This window comes from Silvibacterium dinghuense (assembly GCF_004123295.1).
Taxonomy (GTDB): Bacteria; Acidobacteriota; Terriglobia; order Terriglobales; family Acidobacteriaceae; genus Silvibacterium; species Silvibacterium dinghuense.
On sequence record NZ_SDMK01000002.1, the window covers coordinates 404,042 to 419,789 of the forward strand.

Sequence of the window (15,748 nt, forward strand, 5' to 3'; positions counted from 1 at the left end):
ATGGCCGACGTCCACACTCGGGAGCAGCGCAGTAGAAACATGGCTGCGATCCGCGGGAAGGACACGAAGCCGGAGATTCGGGTTCGCTCTGCGCTGCACCGTCTTGGGTACAGGTTTCGTCTCCATCGGAAAGACCTCCCCGGGAAACCTGATATCGTTCTTCCGAAGTATCGCTTGGCCATCTTTGTCCACGGCTGTTTCTGGCACTCGCACAGTTGCAGATATGGGCAGGTTCAGCCGGCAACGAGAAGCGACTTCTGGACGAACAAGCGCACAGACACGATGGAACGAGACAAGAAGAAGGCTCTTGCTCTTGAACAGCTTGGCTGGACTGTTGTCACGCTCTGGGAGTGCGAAACGAAGGACGCAGAGGCAGTCTCAGTAACGCTGAGGAAGATCATTGAGCAGCAACAGGCCCAAATGCCTTCCGAGGCAGGCAAGGATGATCAGGAGCAAGAACCGCAGGATGCCTGAAAACGAATTAGATCTCGCGAAGCTGAAAGACCTGATGCGGGCGGCAGGTGCAACACAGCTTTACCTAAAACGGCTTGCCGAGAACGACAATTCGAAGAACCAGGTTTATCTTGGTCCTGACTTCTCGGCGCTAAACGTGCTCCCGACCGGGGAGCTTATTGGAGACCCCGAGAAGCCAACACGGCTGAAGGCTCCTATGCAGTTCAGCTGGCTGAGCCCGGAAGGTTCGCTGGCGTTGGCCCCGGGCGCGCAGCTCATTCTTTACCCCCAGTATCCGGAAGTACGGTTCTCGGGATTTCTGAAAGGATGCAGCACTGCTCCAAGCAGTCTCTTGACGGTCCGTCAGGCTGGAAGACTTCTGTTCTTCGGTGTGACCGCTGCAGGGCATGTGCTGGGGTTTGCTACTAGCCATGACTCTGGCCTTGCCCGCGAGCTCGAGGGAATGGGGCTACAGCCTTCTGTGGGAGTCTTTGCGCAGATTGAGCTTGAGGTTCACACTGACGATCGATCTCTTCTGATTTCTGAGTTGTCGAGGATCGCGGATCTTGGTTGGATTCGTTCCAAGCGCCTGAACAGCAAAGGGGAACTTCTGCAATGCAGCGCTCCCAACTGTGGGGGCTACACCCTAGAAGCGGAACTCGGTATACGTCCGAATGGCATTTCAGATCCTGACTTTCACGGCTGGGAAATCAAGCAGCATGCCGTTACAAACCTGCAGCGACCCTCCAGCGGTGGTCCGATCACCCTGATGACTCCCGAACCAACCGGTGGCATCTACGTTGATATGGGCGTCCGTGAGTTCATCCGACGATACGGATATCCCGACCGATCGGTGACAGACCGAATGAACTTCGGTGGCATTCATAACGCGCTGAAAATTTGTACGGCAACCAATCTTGCACTCACGCTCGAAGGGTATGACCCAGCGAGGCAGAAGATCACGGATTTCTCGAAAGGAATTTCGCTGTTGGATCAGCATGGTGAGAGCGCCGCTACTTGGCATTACAAGGATCTCCTGAGCCACTGGACGCGGAAGCACGCGAAGGCAGCTTACATCCCTTCTCTCCATCGAAAGGCACCGGAAAACGAATATCAGTATGGAAAGCGTGTTCGACTTGCAGAAGGGACAGAGTTCCTCTTGTTTGTGAAGGCTGTCGCATCCGGAGCGGTCTACTATGATCCAGGTATCAAGATTGTTGGCGTTTCTACTCAGAAGCCGGAGTTGAAGAAGCGCAGCCAGTTCCGGATAAAATCTGCGAACATTCCTCTCCTTTATAAGAGTCTAGGAGAGTTTGACTTACCGGCACGATAGGATTAGTGCTGATCGGCATTACTGCTTGTCCCAATCGATCCAACGTTCTGCACAACCGGAAGTTCTGGAACAGCAACAGAAGAACCAAACGCTGTGGCCGATGCGTCCTTGTGTGCCTCTTCATTGCTTGCAGTCGGTGGTGTAGTATTCGTGGCATTCTCAGTCACTGACGTCGACGCGATCTGTTTGAAAGCTATGATCCCAGGGCGCGCTCCGTAGCTATGGAAACGCGAAACTAAATCATTTGCCAGCGCCTCCCGGAGGCGAAATCTCTTCGGATAGGTTCTTATGAGAGCATCGGTGAAAGTTCTTCCAAACCGGTAATTGACAAGAATCTGGCTTTGCTCTGAATTGATAGTGAGCAAGGGACTTACCCACGCTGCCTGGGGCGATGCCTTCGTTTGCTTCGCTGACGTTTCGACTCCCAAGACATAATGAGTCGGGCCTGCCTAAGCTTGTGCGTGATCACAGATGCCTTCAATCTGGACTAATACCCATCGAACATCTGCTTCAGGATCCAATGAGAGTTGATCTCTCAGAAACTGTTTCGTGCTCATCCCGAAGGCTTCACGAAAAGGTACCTCCTCAAGCAAGGTAGATGGATATTCCAAGACCATGCCTCGATCGGTGGCTTTAGTGCTCTGGATATCAAAATCGAGGTGAAGCATCGTATTCAAATGTGCCGCTTCTTCACCGGAGAGATCCGCTTTCTTGCCTGGCTCGGGTATGGCTTGTTTCCAAAGCCTTTCGTCAGGAGCGACCATGCGCAGGCGTGAGACGCGGTCGTACAAAATCGGAAGCAAAGACTCATTAAGTGCCGAAAAGCGGTCTTTACTAACATTGCTGGAGCCTACCGCTTCAGTAGCCAAGGCATTCAATAAGCGTCCGATCTCAATCACAAGGGAAGCTGTGTCGCGCTTGTCACTGGGAATGAGTTTCAAAAGCTCTGAAATAGTATCTGCTGCGGCATCACCTACGCGGGTTTCCCAATTAATGAGAGCCGCAATCTGTGGCTCAGACGTTACCATTGCCTTCACCGCTTTAACAAGCTCCTCTGGTGCGGGAACTACGTGATCCCGTATGTGATCCACTTTCGAAAGAGTCTTGATCTGAGCCGGGATCGCATGAGGAGTGTCCTGCAGCCGATCGCATAAAAACTGTGCAAGTCCCTCAACTTGTCCAGGATATAGAGTCCAGACAATGAGAAGGAAGGGACCGTTGTTCGGTGCAATGTTCTCCTGAAGCAGACCTCCAATGGTGCTGAAGTGCTGGGTCTTATTCTCATTGCTTGGATGGCTGAGATGAAGGTCCATAAAGAGGACGCGAACTTGTTCAAGCTTGGCCCCTTCAGGGAGCGCTCCAGCGTATAGCAATTTGAGGCAAGCAGCGCCTGAACTGTTCAGAGCGTCAGCAATGGCCACCAGCGCACTATTCTCGTCGTCAATTGCGGCGATGCGGGGCTTTGGAAGCACTATCTTTTCTCCTTAAAAATCAGTGCGGCGATAGTGCCGTCGTATCCATCTGGTAATTCAATTTCATTGGGTTCCAGGAAGCGTAGAGATCCTCCCGTAAGTTGCATAACCATGTTTACGTAATACAGACCCAAGCCCATTCCGCCTGGGCGACGCGTATAAAAGGGAGAGACGACACGGTCCGGAGAATCTATTAAGCCGGGCCCATTATCAGCGATGATGATGGCTGGGCCTTCTTCTAATTCGTTCGTAATACCGGCATAAATTTTTCGCGGCGTTGGCAAGCCTTTAGCGGGCACATCAGGCCATCTCACACGGACCCAATAGAGCGCGTTATCGATCAGATTTCCGACAGCGCCCACCACTAGCCCAAACGACATCTGGGCCTCGAAATCTCCGAGCGCTCCTTCGAGAATAGGGGCTTCAAAGCGAACTCGGTGGTGTCCAAATCGCAATGAGTTGTTGCGCCTGGCACGATCTATCACTTTTTTTGCGCTGTTAACCGCTCCATCGTCGCGTCGGAGGATCGTTGCGAAACCATCCAGAAGACTCATCAGTCCTTCCGACTGTTCTTCTACTGTTTGTCGATTTTCCCCGGCCTGAATTGCCCGGTGAAGGGTCTTCACCCCGCGCTCAACCTCGTGGAATACAACTCCGAGATTGATCCCTGCCATTCCGGCATGCAGGAGTGTACGCTGCATATCTTCGTAATCGATTTCGATTTTGTCGATGTATTTGAATAACTTGTCTTCAAGACCCTCACGCCTCACGGCACGGCGCAACTCCTCGAGAGGACGTCTGATCTTTTCTGCTTCGATATCAGACGCTTTACCTGTGAGCCTTCTGATCGTTTCCTTGTCCTTCTGTCGCTCAACCTCTAGGGTCATCAAAGCCCCGAGGACAATGTCTTTCAATCGGGATAGACCGTCATCTTCAACGAATCCTTCACGGTTCGTCTTTTCTACAAGGCTTTGACTCGAATCTAACCTGAGATTTACTGCGCCAATGATGATATTTCTGCTGATGCTTCTGGTCGGGGTATTTACTCGGCGCATATCCAAGCCGAGCCAGTCGTCGGTAGGTTCACCGTAGTTATAGACCCGAATTCCATCACGATAGACTCTAACGGCCGCCATTCTCATCGAGGTAGTCTGTGACCAGTTTGCTCTCGGTGAGCAAGCGCAGGAAATCACGGTCTCGGTCATATACATAGAACTCGCCGGATACGGGTCCAATTCCGCGCTGGAAATCGCCAGTTGCCGTGACACGGTCCCTTTTGTTGTCTTGCGGCAGGAGGAGCTTGTCACCAGTTCCGACCAATTCACGCCCTTCTAGCTTGAGAAGTGGCAGACGCAGGAACTGATAGAACCAGTTGTATTCCCCGTTTATTAACTCAAACGTAAATTTCCAAATCGGTGCGACGCGGTGCGAAAGGGGAGTGGATCTTAAGTTGATGTAAATAGGATATTTGTGCGAGATTTTGCGGTTCGGTGCGAGCCCGTGCAAAATGGCCAAAGACAGACCTCAAAAGTCCGCCGACCCTTGCGGTCGTGGGGGTTCGCCCCCCTCCCGGCACCATTCAATCTAAAAATCAAATTTAGCTTGCGCCTGGCCTAGCGGCGCAGGATGCAGCTTTCGTGGCTTTACCTGATCCTGCGATTTGTTCTTTCCTGGAAGCAGCGATCCGATTTACGCGTTTCGGCTTCCCTCCTCTTGGAGGGCGTATTGGCAGCCGCCCGCTAGTTTCCTGCCAGAGCAAACATCATCAACAGCCCTAGCATCGCGCTCAAGAGCGCAGCAGGCATGGCAAGGATTCCGACCTTCAGAAAGTCCACTGCCGTGACATGTATCTGCTCTCGGCGAAGCGCCAGCAACCATAAGATCGTAGCGAGCGAGCCGGTGACAGAAAGGTTCGGCCCAAGATCTACACCCACAAGTACTGCATGGGCGAAGAGACCGTGCGTCTGGGACGCTGCCAGAGTTGACCCTGCGATCAGGCCGAGAGGCAGATTATTCACAAGATTATTTGCCAGCGCCACAATGAGAGCCGTCGACAGGCTGCCTCGGATTGCGCCCATGGCCTGCAAACGATGCAAGCCCATCTCCGCCAGGCTGAGCGCGCCAACACTCTCAACCGCATGAACAAGAATAAAGAGCGCAGCGACCAAAGCCAGCGTACTCCAACTGATTTCGCGGATGATGGGAAGCGGACTCTTTTTCCCTTTGAAACAGAGGATGGCGGTGATTGCCAGAGCAGCGAGACAGGTGGGCAGGCCGAGATCCAACCGGAGTGAAGAGGCGACAAGCAGCACGACTACGACGAAAGCCAGTCCGTAAAGAACGTACCTGCCATTGTGGCTGAGCTGTACCTTCTCTGCCAGCACTTCAATGGAAGCCTTCAATTCCCGACGAAAATAGATGCGCAGCAGCAGAAACGTCGCGGCAATGGAGAAGAGCGATGGCACCAGAAACGCCATCAGCCACCGGCCGAGTGACGGCATTCCGGAATGGAAGACAACAAGATTTGCCGGATTGGAGATGGGCAATACAAAGGAAGCCGCATTGGCAATCATGGCGCAGGCAAAGAGAAACGGAATCGGCTCTGCTTTGGCGCGCCGGACGGCGGCAAGTATCGCTGGAGTAAGAACGACGGCGGTTGCGTCGTTGGACATGCAGACGGTAACGCAGATCCCAACCCCGTAAATCAGGGCAAACAGCCGCATGCAGGAACCTCGCGCGGCATGTACGGCTACGGCAGAAAGCCAATCAAAAACTCCATTCTCCCGGGCGAGTTCGGAGAGCAGCATCATGCCGATGAGAAACAGGTAGACATCCGATCCTTCGGCAACAGCGTGCACGGCCAGGCGGAACGGGATAAGACGGAGAACGACCAGCAAAAGCGCTCCGCTTCCGACCCAGTACACCTCAGAGATTCTCCTGGGACGCAGCAGCATGAGCAGAATGCTGAGAGCGACAATAGCGATGAGCGACAGGTGCGCCAGCGTTTCGTGCATATGCTACAGTCGCTCGCCGCGCGGACCGATATCAGGATGACAGCGCGTTGTCCCTGCGCAATGTTTGCGTGGCTGCGAGTGTTCGGCTATGGGCTGATCCTGTAGCTGCTTTTCTTCCATGGCGCGAAAACGCACTTCCCTTCTCGTAGCGTGAGTCGATCTCTTTGAACATAATTTGTCTCAGGCTCGCATGTGCGTGCGCGGACAAAAATCTCTTCGCACAGATGCCAGGAGTCGCAGGTGTGGAGAAGATTTTTGACAGATGCCACTGTGACTGATACATTCAAAAAGGGTTGAGCGCAGGAACACGCGCTCCCGGTCTAGCAAAGTCCCCGTCGTCCAGTGGCCTAGGACACCGCCCTTTCACGGCGGTAACACGGGTTCGAATCCCGTCGGGGACGCCATAGATTCTAAAAGACTTAGAGTCTACAGCCGGGAAGAAACAAGGGTACAAAAAAGGTACAGTCGCAATACTAATGGAAATCGGCTCCTAATGCCAAGAAGTTATGCATAGAAAAAGCCCCCTTATGAGGGGGCTTTTTCGTCCTTCAAGGGAACGTTAGTCAGGCTGTCTTAGCTACTACGAACAGCCCTGACATACCATTTAGTGCTGATCGCTTCGCCTCCGTGTTTCCTTGCGTGTAGACCTCGAGGGTGATGCGACTGTTTGCATGTCTAAGAAGCTCCTGGATTGTCTTCACGTCTTCTCCATTCGCTTTCAGCAGCGTACCGAAGCTGTGGCGGAAGGTGTGCCAGCCGATGCGCTTCCGGATCTTGGCCCGGTCAGCTGCCGGCTGGACATGCGCGTTGAACACCGCGATGAGCCAGTAAGGGGCCTTCCCTTGCTTTGCCGGGCTGGCGAAGATCCAGTCCTCTTCTCTCGGGTAGGGAGTTTGCTCCCTCCATTCCTTCAAGATTGCGGCCAGTTCGGGCAGCATCGGAATTCCCTTCCTGGACTGCTCCGTCTTCAGCTTGGTTATCTCTCTGTCTACATACCCACGGCGAAGGTTGATCCAGTTATTCTCGAAGTCCAGGTCCTGCCATTGCAGGCCCTGGATCTCGCTTCTCCTGAGCCCTGTGGCTGCGGCTGTCAGGACAATGGCACGAGCATGTGGGGTCTTTATCTCCCTCACGAGAGCCTGAAGCTCCCCGAGGTCGAGAACCTCAGGAATCTTCACACGCTTCGATCCTTGGCGGACAGAACGCATCACGTTCTCGCCCTTGAGCAGCTCATGTCTAATCAAGTGGCTAAACAGGCTGGACATGAGGTTGCGGATCTTGCTCTTCGTTGCTGGCGCAAGATCCAGGCTGCGGAGCCACTTCTCCACGGCGACCGCCTTGACCTCATCTACTGGCATCTCGGCCCACTTAGGCAGGATGTATTGGGGAAAATACTCGAGATACCCACGGATCGTGGTGGGGCTGCGATCAATGTCGGGGTCGTGCAGCTCATGCTCTTGAAAGTGACCCCAGGCACGCGCCACGGTCAACTTCCCTGCTTGCTCCTCGGCGGCGTTTACCTCGCAACGTATGTTGTCGGCGGCCCGTTTGGCTTCGGCCTTGGTCTTGTAGTCCTTGACCGTGCCGAGGACGCGGCTCTTGTGGACCCGCTCGCCATTTTCAGTGGCGCGGTACCGATAGACCCAAACGTCGGGGCCTTTGGCTCGAGAGACGCGGGATATGTTCCCTTCTTGATATCGTGCGATAGACATAAATCTCCTATCGCTCGACGGGCTGGCAGTTCGAGTCTACCTTCGCCGCCGCCTAGGCCGTCAAGTCCTGGGCTCTGAAGCGCCAATGCTTACCCAGCCCAACGGTCAGGGGACTATCACCTGGCCCGCAGCTGATTTAACCGGCCTGTCCTTCGGTACTGTTTACTATGCCGTGGTGGACTCCAACGGTGATTACTTTGTATTCGAAGACTATGCAGACTCGCTCGCCGATGCCTATACACCCATCGGCGTCATGACCACAGTCAACTCCGACGGTACTGGTGGTGTGGTCGGGGTGGCGGTGTCACAACCGGGTCCAGCACTGTCACGTTCACCGGCGGCAGTAGCTCAGGCCACGCCATCGATCAGGAATAATCAAATGGCAGTTACATATACCAGCACCATTCAGGCATCAAGCCATCGTGAGCTGATCGTCTTTACGGACATATACGGCGCAACGTATCGCCTTTACATCGCCCCGGCCCAAGCGTCTGATCGTGCTCAGCTGATCGCTGCCCGACTGGCTACCGCTGAGGCAAACGAGGAAGCAATGACCGCGCTTATCGCTGCGGCATCCAGTTCCTCTAGTACGACCACGACCTCTACAACAGCCGGCTCCTAGTCGCTCACCGCTGCTCGATGCCCGGCCTCTCTTGAGACCGGGCATCACTCACATATGAAAGTGATAAATGGCAAGCAACGATACCAGCGAGATGATCCTCGCGGAGCTGAGAGAACTACGCTCTACCTATAACGATTGGGCACAGGAAGTAGCAGGAAGGTTGGCTGCTCTTGAGACCGACATGAAATCAGTAGTCGGCAATGGCAGGAAAGGCAGGCTTGAGAGCATCGAGGAAGATCTCGAGAATATCAAGAACTGGAGATGGAGGATTGCCGGGATCAGCACCGGCGTAAGCACGGTGCTGTCCATTATCGGCTTCCTGCTGTTTCATCACTGAGGTCTAAATATGTGTGTGTGTGACGATGTACGGCTGTCTGATAGAGATTACATACCCGGACGCAGTAAGGCCTCTCCGAAGGGGTTGCCTTACTATCAAGGCTATCAGACAGGCTCAAATCTCGGCAAAATATAGCTTCGAAGAAAGTCCACGTGTCTACGGATGATTCGAGCGTTATCCCCTGTCGGTAAACACTCGATTTGGATCGCGTCTTCGGAGATTACGCCCCAATCAGCTTCACCCGCCCAAGTGCTGAGTCCATCAGCATAGCGATCTATCGCTTGATATGGCGATGGTGCAAGATCGTAGCCCATGTAAGCCCACGGCAGCTCACCTCCGATCACCCAGAGCCACTCGTTCACACTAATCACTTTATCGTTCTTTTCAAAAACTAGTGTCACATGGAATAAAAATAGCCCTACGATGCCTCCAACACCGCCAGCATAATATTGCTCTCCAATCTCCCCACACCATCCGAAAGACCTCAGGAAGGAAACGGCAGCTATAGCCGTTTCTCGAAGCAGCTGAGTATCTTCATTGTCCTCGCCTTGAAGCGCTGCGATTGGCGAAAAGTGTTTGCCTGGATTTGTTGTAATTCGAGAAAAACTCCTACTGTCCTTTTTACTGTGAGATGTCATGAGTGTTTTAACGCCGAAGACATAGCGCTTCTCGGAGCCTTCCCTTTTTACAAGGAGTTAGTGAGTCCATCATCTGATTTACATAGATAAATGACATCATGATGTGATTCAGAGATTAACCAGCCTCCCTCATCACCTAAAAGGTTGTATTCAAAGAGCGGGCAGTCATTGAGAACCGCTTCCACGTCTCGGGCACTTATTTTGAAAATGGGTCCTTCGTGATTTGGATACTCAGGGATCAAATAAATTTCACTCTCCAAAGATGGAAGTATTTGAGAAAGTCTCACAACATTCCGGTCAAACTTAGAACAAGGTTTCTTCAATTGTGCCCACCACCAACCCGGCAACCCAAAAACATATCGCTCATTGATTAGAGTCGTCAGTTCTTGAGCTTTGGCGTCTGTGACAACCGACACATTAGATCCTGTGTTCAGCGCAGCTTCTTCGATCCATGACTTAATCTCGTCAGCAACTGTTCTCACTTCAAGCTCCATCGCAATCTCGCTAGTGGGGTTGAACAACATCGTTATCCTTATTAGGCGGTCCGACTCGCGAGGGGTGCTGCCCACCCGAATAAGGGAAGTTCCTTCTTGAAGTTCCACCGCTGCCACGTTTACCAGGTGTTTGGGCACTAATGTGATTTTGATCGTGGCTTGGGCCAGGAACTCCTGGATGCGGACCATCGTAACCTACTTCCGCACCGTCATCACCTTTGAATTCTGTGATTGTTCCGGTAGCCGGATCTGCCCGCGTGAATTTTACATTCCCGTCTGCCATACCGGCATGCTTAAATGCTGCCTCTCGTGCTTGGTCAAAGCTACTGCTTGAATTACCAGATAAAGCACTGTCCTGAGCAGCATCACCAGCTTCTGTAGATTCATCGTCAGAAGCGTCTTCCCCCTCTGCATTTTCAACTCTGAGTTGATTGTCGGCTCCAGCTAATGCTGCGGGGAATCCCGCAGCAATCTCAGCCTTCGTCGGCCAAGCGGCCTTCATCGCTGTGTTTATCTTGGCAAATACAGCTGGGTGGGATGCCACAAATGAAGTTGTTAAATTGATTAGAGTATCTTCAAAGCAGCAATGCCCATCTGGATCGACTCCACCAAGAGGATTATTCCGCATATATCCGTAGAGGTTTAGGCTCTGTGGATCGGTCAGATCGGCGTAGGGAACAGCGGTAGGCGTAGCACTCCAATCCGGCGACAAGAACCTTCCAAGACTGGAACTGTAGTATCGAGCCCCAAAGAAGTCATTGCCTGATTCTGTATCTCTTTCTTTGCCGGTGAAGTGTAATTCTGATGGATCGACTCCGGCCCACCCGAAGAAGAGAACATTGCCGTAAGGAAAACTGTTATAGCTGCTTCCATTCAGGCCGTTTTCGTCGACGAGCATCCGTTTCGTGCCAAGCCAGTTCTTCATCGCGAAATAGGTGGAGGAGCCTTTATACGTGGCAAGTAGCTGGCCATCTTCAAACACATTCGTATGGAGCCAATTGCCGGAGCCATCCATCTCGCTGAGCTGCTCATTGTCCAGCCCAATTACATAGCGATTCGTTACGCTAAATCCGTTCGCAGAAAACTCGCAGTTGAAGCTGCTTGCAGTTCCTTTCGCTACACGATTCCCTTCCGGATCGTATATATACTCCGTAATTCCAGAACTGCTTGATACGGCACAGAGCCTGCCCTGACCGTCATAGAGATACCTGTTCTGCACATCTTGCGTGAGATTCCCCGCAGAATCGTAAGAAAAGGTGACAGGCTGGGTAGTGGCACCCGAGAATGAGGTGATCCGATTGCTAGTGTTAAAGACTGCTGAAGTCGAGGTTGGGATGGGGAGCGCAGAGGAGCCTGTTACTGTTTCGGAAGTCCTATTGCCCCATGCATCATAGGCCCAAGCAAGATTTACTCCCTCATAGACTCCAGTAGAGCTGGCATTGGCGTTAGTGAGACGTCCCAAGGCGTCATACTGGAAAGTCCAGCCATTTCCCATTAAGGAGTCGTTCCATGTCTCCAACAGGCCATTAGGATAATACTGTGGTGTCGCCCAATTAAAGTTAGTAGACGTTGTTGTCGACCCATTTGTATTAACAATGTCGGTTTCATGAATTACGCGTTCGCGGTTATCGTAGGTGCGGCCATATTGAATCACCGGAACCTGGGTCGAATTATTCAAGCCGATGTTTGCTGCCTGCAATTCTCCGAACGCCGTATAAGCACCGCTTCCTGTAGCAGAAAACATTGTTTCCGGATGGGCACTATCATCCCATGTGCTTGTGATCGAAGACACTCTTCCGACAGTGTCATAGCCATAGGTAAGCCCAATCCCCGTCGAAGTGACACCATTAGAAATATAGGTGCGATCGCCGGCAAGATCGTACATGGCCTGCACGTTGATGTCGTATTTACCTGTTACGCAATCGCCGGGGATACAGGAAGACTTCAGAACAATGTGCCCTAGCACGTCGTAGCTATAGCTGTTGGCAGCATTGCTTTCATTCGAGTCGTGAGACAGACGTCCGATAGCATTCGAGACTGCAGGCACCAACGTATTACCTGATTCGTCGAGGCCGTCATAACCGAATCGATCTGCCCTGCTCGAAGGGCAAGATCCTACGAGATCAGTTTCGCAATAGGTCTTTGACGTGACACGGCTTAACGCATCATAGTTATAAATCAGCGAATTTCCATTTGCGTTAGTAAAGCTGCATGGAGCGGACTGATCTCCGGAGCAAAGGCTCGAGCCGCTAGCATAGGAATAGCTCCACGATCCCCGCTCTGGGTTAGAGCCGCTGATGAGTCTGGACAGTGAATCATAGGTAAAGTTCGATATCCGTGCCGTAGTGGATGATCCGCAACCTGGCGAAGGACGATCTGGATTCGATACGCACACAAAGTGGATACCGCCCCACTGAGATGCCTGAGTGAGGTTGTCATTAGCATCATATGCGTAATCGGTCTCATATCCCGAAGTGCCGCCGGGCTCAATCACACTACTGAGTCGACCAAGACCATCACTTTGCCTCTGCCAGTGATTACCAGATTCATCGGTGTAATCGACCCATGAGTGCAGTGATGAGGTGATGCTCGCGGAACAATAATTAGAGGAGCCCACTGATGCGACGTCGTTATAGCACCACTGTTTGGTGGACCCGTCTGGCTGCGTCTGGCTGGACAGCCGGCCTAAACTGTCGTAAAGGAACTTGGTTGTTCCATACGTGGAGTCACTTGTACTCCTGTACGGATTAGTTTCTTGGTAGACATGGCCGGATCCATCGTATGTGTAGTCAACCGTGTCAGTGCCGCCTGATGGGTCATTAAGAATCAGGCTGTGTATTGTATGCCCGGCACCATCCTCTATTGCCTCCGTCGTCTTTGTCTGGCCTGCTGCATTCAGCAGCACCGTAGTCTCAATACTCGGCGAAGTGCCGGTACCATTTGATGGCGTATCGTCATAGGCGTAGCTCGTCTTGGAGCTTTGATTGCCATTATTGGGATCTGCTGGTCCGGTAACGGCAGTCAATCTGTTCAATGGATCGTTATAGGCGTATGAGGTGCTGTGGAGGTTCTCATCCGTAGCCTGAACAAGAGCACCTGTTTCATAGTTATATTGAAAGCTTTGGGAATGACCGGCGCTATATACAGACGGCGCGATGATGCTTGTCAGATAGGCATTTGAATTTCCATACGAATTTGCACCTGAAGGTTCATCCGTATAGCCGTAATTCGTGGTATGGGAACTCGCCGCAGGAGAATTGCTGCAAGAAGCATTCCCGCAAGGGTCCGTGACAGATGCGATCTGTCCAGTCTCATCGTAGGACATCGAGGTCTGTGGACTTACAGTGCAACCGCTGAGACATTGCTGAATGCTTGCTGTAATGTTTCCTCTGGAAGAGGAAGAAGAGGATCCGAAGTTGGTTTCATCGTGAGTCCCAGATGGCAGCCCACTGATCGCAGCTGTACCACCACTCCCAGCCGTTCCACACGCACTGCTACCGCCGTCGTAGAGGTAGCTTGTCTGAGACAGAAGAGTCCCGGCTTGATAGACATTCTTCTGGCATGGTCGATCTATCAGGGTGTAGGTGGTGTAGTTGCTGACATATGGCTGGTAAAAGAGTGGATTAGCTCTGAACGCCTGAAAGGACAGAGCTGTCTCCCGCGTTGGTGTCACACCACTCGGCGCTTTGGCCAGGTTTGCACAAGCGGATGTGCTGGTTATTTGCCCATAGTCGTATTCTTTATCGTCAGCTAATACCCCCTCAGCCTGCCATGTATAGAAGTGGCCCGATATAGATCCATTAGGGAGCTGCTGAAGTTCACACGCTTCCGTGTATGGGTCGTTCCACCCTTTGGTAATCGTGAGAAGCGGAGTCCCCGATGTATTGGTCCCGCTGTAGTATGCAACTGTGTTTTCAACAGGAATCTGATGGTATGCAGGATCCTGTGTCTCGAGGGCTGGGCTCGGCGCACCCATGGAAGAATATGTATAAACTGTTGAGTTGCTGGTTCCATTTACAAGATCCTGCGTCGTAACTGTGGTCTGACGACTTGTCCATGGGCCTGCTGTATTTGAAGGGTAGTTGGGCTCTGCATAACTAAACGTCTGGACTAATGCAATATTTACTCCGTCATAGCTTACAGTCCGTGTAGAAACTCGGGCTTGCCCATAGATGTAATTGCAAGACTGACTTGTCTGTGATCCGTTGCTGATCCAAGTGTCCGTGTATCCATCCAATACCTGCGCAGGATAGGTTTGGTAGCTATACTTTACGTAGCCACCTGTTGGAAAGGTGATCTGGCTCACATAACCATATGTAGAGTCGTAGGTAAAGCTGTAGCTCTTTCCATTCGGCAACTCAATGCTGGATATTCCTGCACCAAGGCTTGGATAATCTGTACTGCTGGCATTATTAGAAGCGCATCCCGACGGATTATTGCCTGCGGATTTAATGTCAACCGGATACTCCAGGGTTTGCGCCGGCGCCGCATTCCAGTTGACAGTGAAGTCTTGCGAAAACCCTCCAACAGCTATTGTGTTTCCATTGGTTCCGAACCCATTTATTTTGAGGGTAGGCCTTCCTGCTGAGTCAGTAATCGACAGACTTCCCGCGCAACTGCTGTATCCGCACTGTGTCAACGCATCATTAAAGGTAGTTATATTTCCATTTCGATCCTCAATCGTTGCCGGTAAGGCTGCCCATGCAGTCGAAGGACCGTTCTGGTGGAGGTTGTAGGCGTTGTATTTGTATATCGTGCCATCGGCGCTCGATACTGTCGCGATGAGCGAATTGCCGCCCGTAGTTGATGCCACATACTCCTGGGTTGTGGGCATGGTTGCCTGGTATGCAGAATCGCTTGCATTAAGCAACGGGGACCAATTTTCACTGGAGCAGACATGTCCGCTAGGTACACTCTGTTCCGTAACAGTATCCAGGTACATAAGGTGCGAGGAACCGTCAGGAGCCCGAAAGACGTAGTTTGAGGTGTAGTAGCAATATGAAGCGGTGCCACCTTCATCATTGCCCTCTTGAGTCTGCCCGGCGTACTGCTGACCTAAGGCGAACCCAAACGCAGGTAGGGAATAAGACCAACCTGCATTGGACATGAAGCCGCCATTTGTACTCCATCCATATGGATAAGAGTTTGTCGAAGCATCTAGGCCCGGGACGAAGTGAGTCGAGTTGCTTGAGCTGTATTGAATCGAGAACGGCAGCGTATATCCCCTGCTAGCCGTGACAGGGATCGCTATATTGATGCTGACCGTTCCGTCTGCCGGATTTACTGTCTCGTTCAGTAGATGCAAATAATCATGCCCCACGCCTGGTATTGGTGTTTGCGGGGTATTGATAATATTTGTCATCCCCGTATTGGGGGTCTGCGCATCTGCGGATCTGCAGGCATACACCATCATGAACACTGCGACAACGAATACGACTGATTGCAGGGTATTCCTAAAACGATCTCCGGACAGATACGACATAGCTTCCCTCTTGCAGAGATGACTCACTGGAATGGAAGAGACGGTCTGACGCCTCGGCAATACGCAAGCGCTACCATTCGCAGGCGGAAAACCGCCCACGTATTGATCACGCTGCATTGCAATGATTGAATAAGCGAAAACTCAGAGAACCAGACTAGGCAGACAAAAAGGCTTGCAACATCATCGGATCT

At 52.2% G+C, this 15,748-nt stretch carries 12 protein-coding genes and 1 tRNA gene; 5 read left to right on the forward strand and 8 right to left on the reverse strand.

All coding sequences use genetic code 11. From position 1 onward, the window contains the following. Complete coding sequence (locus ESZ00_RS10900) at positions 1–474, forward strand: very short patch repair endonuclease (RefSeq protein WP_129208281.1); 474 nt, start codon at positions 1–3, stop codon at positions 472–474. After that, the gene (locus ESZ00_RS10905) at positions 467–1,786 is read left to right on the forward strand and encodes an MvaI/BcnI family restriction endonuclease (protein WP_204520202.1); all 1,320 of its coding nucleotides are present in this window, start codon (positions 467–469) and stop codon (positions 1,784–1,786) included. The genes ESZ00_RS10900 and ESZ00_RS10905 overlap by 8 nt, the downstream gene beginning before the upstream one ends. Positions 1,787–2,235: 449 nt before the next feature. On the opposite strand, the gene ESZ00_RS10910 is transcribed toward ESZ00_RS10905, so the two are convergent. The 4 genes from ESZ00_RS10910 to ESZ00_RS10925 form a co-directional block, all read right to left on the reverse strand. Further along, complete coding sequence (locus tag ESZ00_RS10910) at positions 2,236–3,258, reverse strand: hypothetical protein (protein ID WP_129208282.1); 1,023 nt, start codon at positions 3,256–3,258, stop codon at positions 2,236–2,238. Beyond that, on the reverse strand, positions 3,258–4,394 hold the full coding sequence (locus ESZ00_RS10915; protein ID WP_129208283.1) for an ATP-binding protein: 1,137 nt from the start codon (positions 4,392–4,394) through the stop codon (positions 3,258–3,260). The genes ESZ00_RS10910 and ESZ00_RS10915 overlap by 1 nt, the downstream gene beginning before the upstream one ends. After that, the gene (locus ESZ00_RS10920; RefSeq protein ID WP_129208284.1) at positions 4,381–4,773 is read right to left on the reverse strand and encodes a hypothetical protein; all 393 of its coding nucleotides are present in this window, start codon (positions 4,771–4,773) and stop codon (positions 4,381–4,383) included. Before ESZ00_RS10920 ends, ESZ00_RS10915 begins: the two co-directional genes overlap by 14 nt. A 224-nt stretch (positions 4,774–4,997) precedes the next feature. After that, the gene (locus tag ESZ00_RS10925; protein ID WP_129208285.1) at positions 4,998–6,272 is read right to left on the reverse strand and encodes an arsenic transporter; all 1,275 of its coding nucleotides are present in this window, start codon (positions 6,270–6,272) and stop codon (positions 4,998–5,000) included. Positions 6,273–6,600: 328 nt separating this feature from the next. Here ESZ00_RS10925 and ESZ00_RS10930 point away from each other — a divergent pair. Then, positions 6,601–6,676, forward strand: a tRNA-Glu gene (locus ESZ00_RS10930). 159 nt (positions 6,677–6,835) lie between these two features. Here ESZ00_RS10930 and ESZ00_RS10935 read toward each other — a convergent pair. Then, positions 6,836–7,984, reverse strand: coding sequence for a tyrosine-type recombinase/integrase (locus tag ESZ00_RS10935; RefSeq protein ID WP_129208286.1), 1,149 nt, complete (start codon positions 7,982–7,984; stop codon positions 6,836–6,838). Between the two features lie 85 nt (positions 7,985–8,069). Here ESZ00_RS10935 and ESZ00_RS10940 point away from each other — a divergent pair, with 85 nt between their 5' ends. Together ESZ00_RS10940 and ESZ00_RS10945 are read left to right on the forward strand one after the other, a co-directional pair. Continuing rightward, positions 8,070–8,606 carry a hypothetical protein gene (locus ESZ00_RS10940; RefSeq protein ID WP_129208287.1) on the forward strand — a complete coding sequence of 179 codons (537 nt, stop codon included), beginning with the start codon at positions 8,070–8,072 and terminating at the stop codon, positions 8,604–8,606. Between the two features lie 67 nt (positions 8,607–8,673). After that, positions 8,674–8,943, forward strand: a complete 270-nt coding sequence (locus ESZ00_RS10945) for a hypothetical protein (protein ID WP_129208288.1) — start codon at positions 8,674–8,676, stop codon at positions 8,941–8,943. 104 nt (positions 8,944–9,047) lie between these two features. Here ESZ00_RS10945 and ESZ00_RS10950 read toward each other — a convergent pair whose 3' ends face one another. Genes ESZ00_RS10950 through ESZ00_RS10960 form a run of 3 tightly spaced genes read right to left on the reverse strand, consistent with a single transcriptional unit; the run spans position 9,048 to position 15,557 of the window. Continuing rightward, entirely contained in the window at positions 9,048–9,581 is a 534-nt protein-coding gene (locus ESZ00_RS10950) for a hypothetical protein (RefSeq protein ID WP_129208289.1), read from the reverse strand. A 47-nt stretch (positions 9,582–9,628) separates the two neighbouring features. Next, a complete protein-coding gene (locus tag ESZ00_RS10955; protein ID WP_129208290.1) occupies positions 9,629–10,105 on the reverse strand; it encodes a hypothetical protein in 477 nt (158 codons plus the stop codon). Further along, positions 10,086–15,557: an RHS repeat-associated core domain-containing protein gene (locus tag ESZ00_RS10960; RefSeq protein WP_164981467.1), complete on the reverse strand. Its 5,472-nt coding sequence runs from the start codon at positions 15,555–15,557 to the stop codon at positions 10,086–10,088. Before ESZ00_RS10960 ends, ESZ00_RS10955 begins: the two co-directional genes overlap by 20 nt. Between the last annotated feature and the right edge of the window lie 191 nt (positions 15,558–15,748).

Coding starts and splice junctions, on each gene's coding strand:
- ESZ00_RS10900 (WP_129208281.1), top strand. CDS start 1: ATGGCCGACGTCCACACTCGGGAGCAGCGCAGTAGAAACATGGCTGCG.
- ESZ00_RS10925 (WP_129208285.1), bottom strand. CDS start 6,272: ATGCACGAAACGCTGGCGCACCTGTCGCTCATCGCTATTGTCGCTCTC.
- ESZ00_RS10950 (WP_129208289.1), bottom strand. CDS start 9,581: ATGACATCTCACAGTAAAAAGGACAGTAGGAGTTTTTCTCGAATTACA.
- ESZ00_RS10940 (WP_129208287.1), top strand. CDS start 8,070: ATGCTTACCCAGCCCAACGGTCAGGGGACTATCACCTGGCCCGCAGCT.
- ESZ00_RS10915 (WP_129208283.1), bottom strand. CDS start 4,394: ATGGCGGCCGTTAGAGTCTATCGTGATGGAATTCGGGTCTATAACTAC.
- ESZ00_RS10945 (WP_129208288.1), top strand. CDS start 8,674: ATGGCAAGCAACGATACCAGCGAGATGATCCTCGCGGAGCTGAGAGAA.
- ESZ00_RS10955 (WP_129208290.1), bottom strand. CDS start 10,105: ATGTTGTTCAACCCCACTAGCGAGATTGCGATGGAGCTTGAAGTGAGA.
- ESZ00_RS10905 (WP_204520202.1), top strand. CDS start 467: ATGCCTGAAAACGAATTAGATCTCGCGAAGCTGAAAGACCTGATGCGG.
- ESZ00_RS10935 (WP_129208286.1), bottom strand. CDS start 7,984: ATGTCTATCGCACGATATCAAGAAGGGAACATATCCCGCGTCTCTCGA.
- ESZ00_RS10960 (WP_164981467.1), bottom strand. CDS start 15,557: ATGTCGTATCTGTCCGGAGATCGTTTTAGGAATACCCTGCAATCAGTC.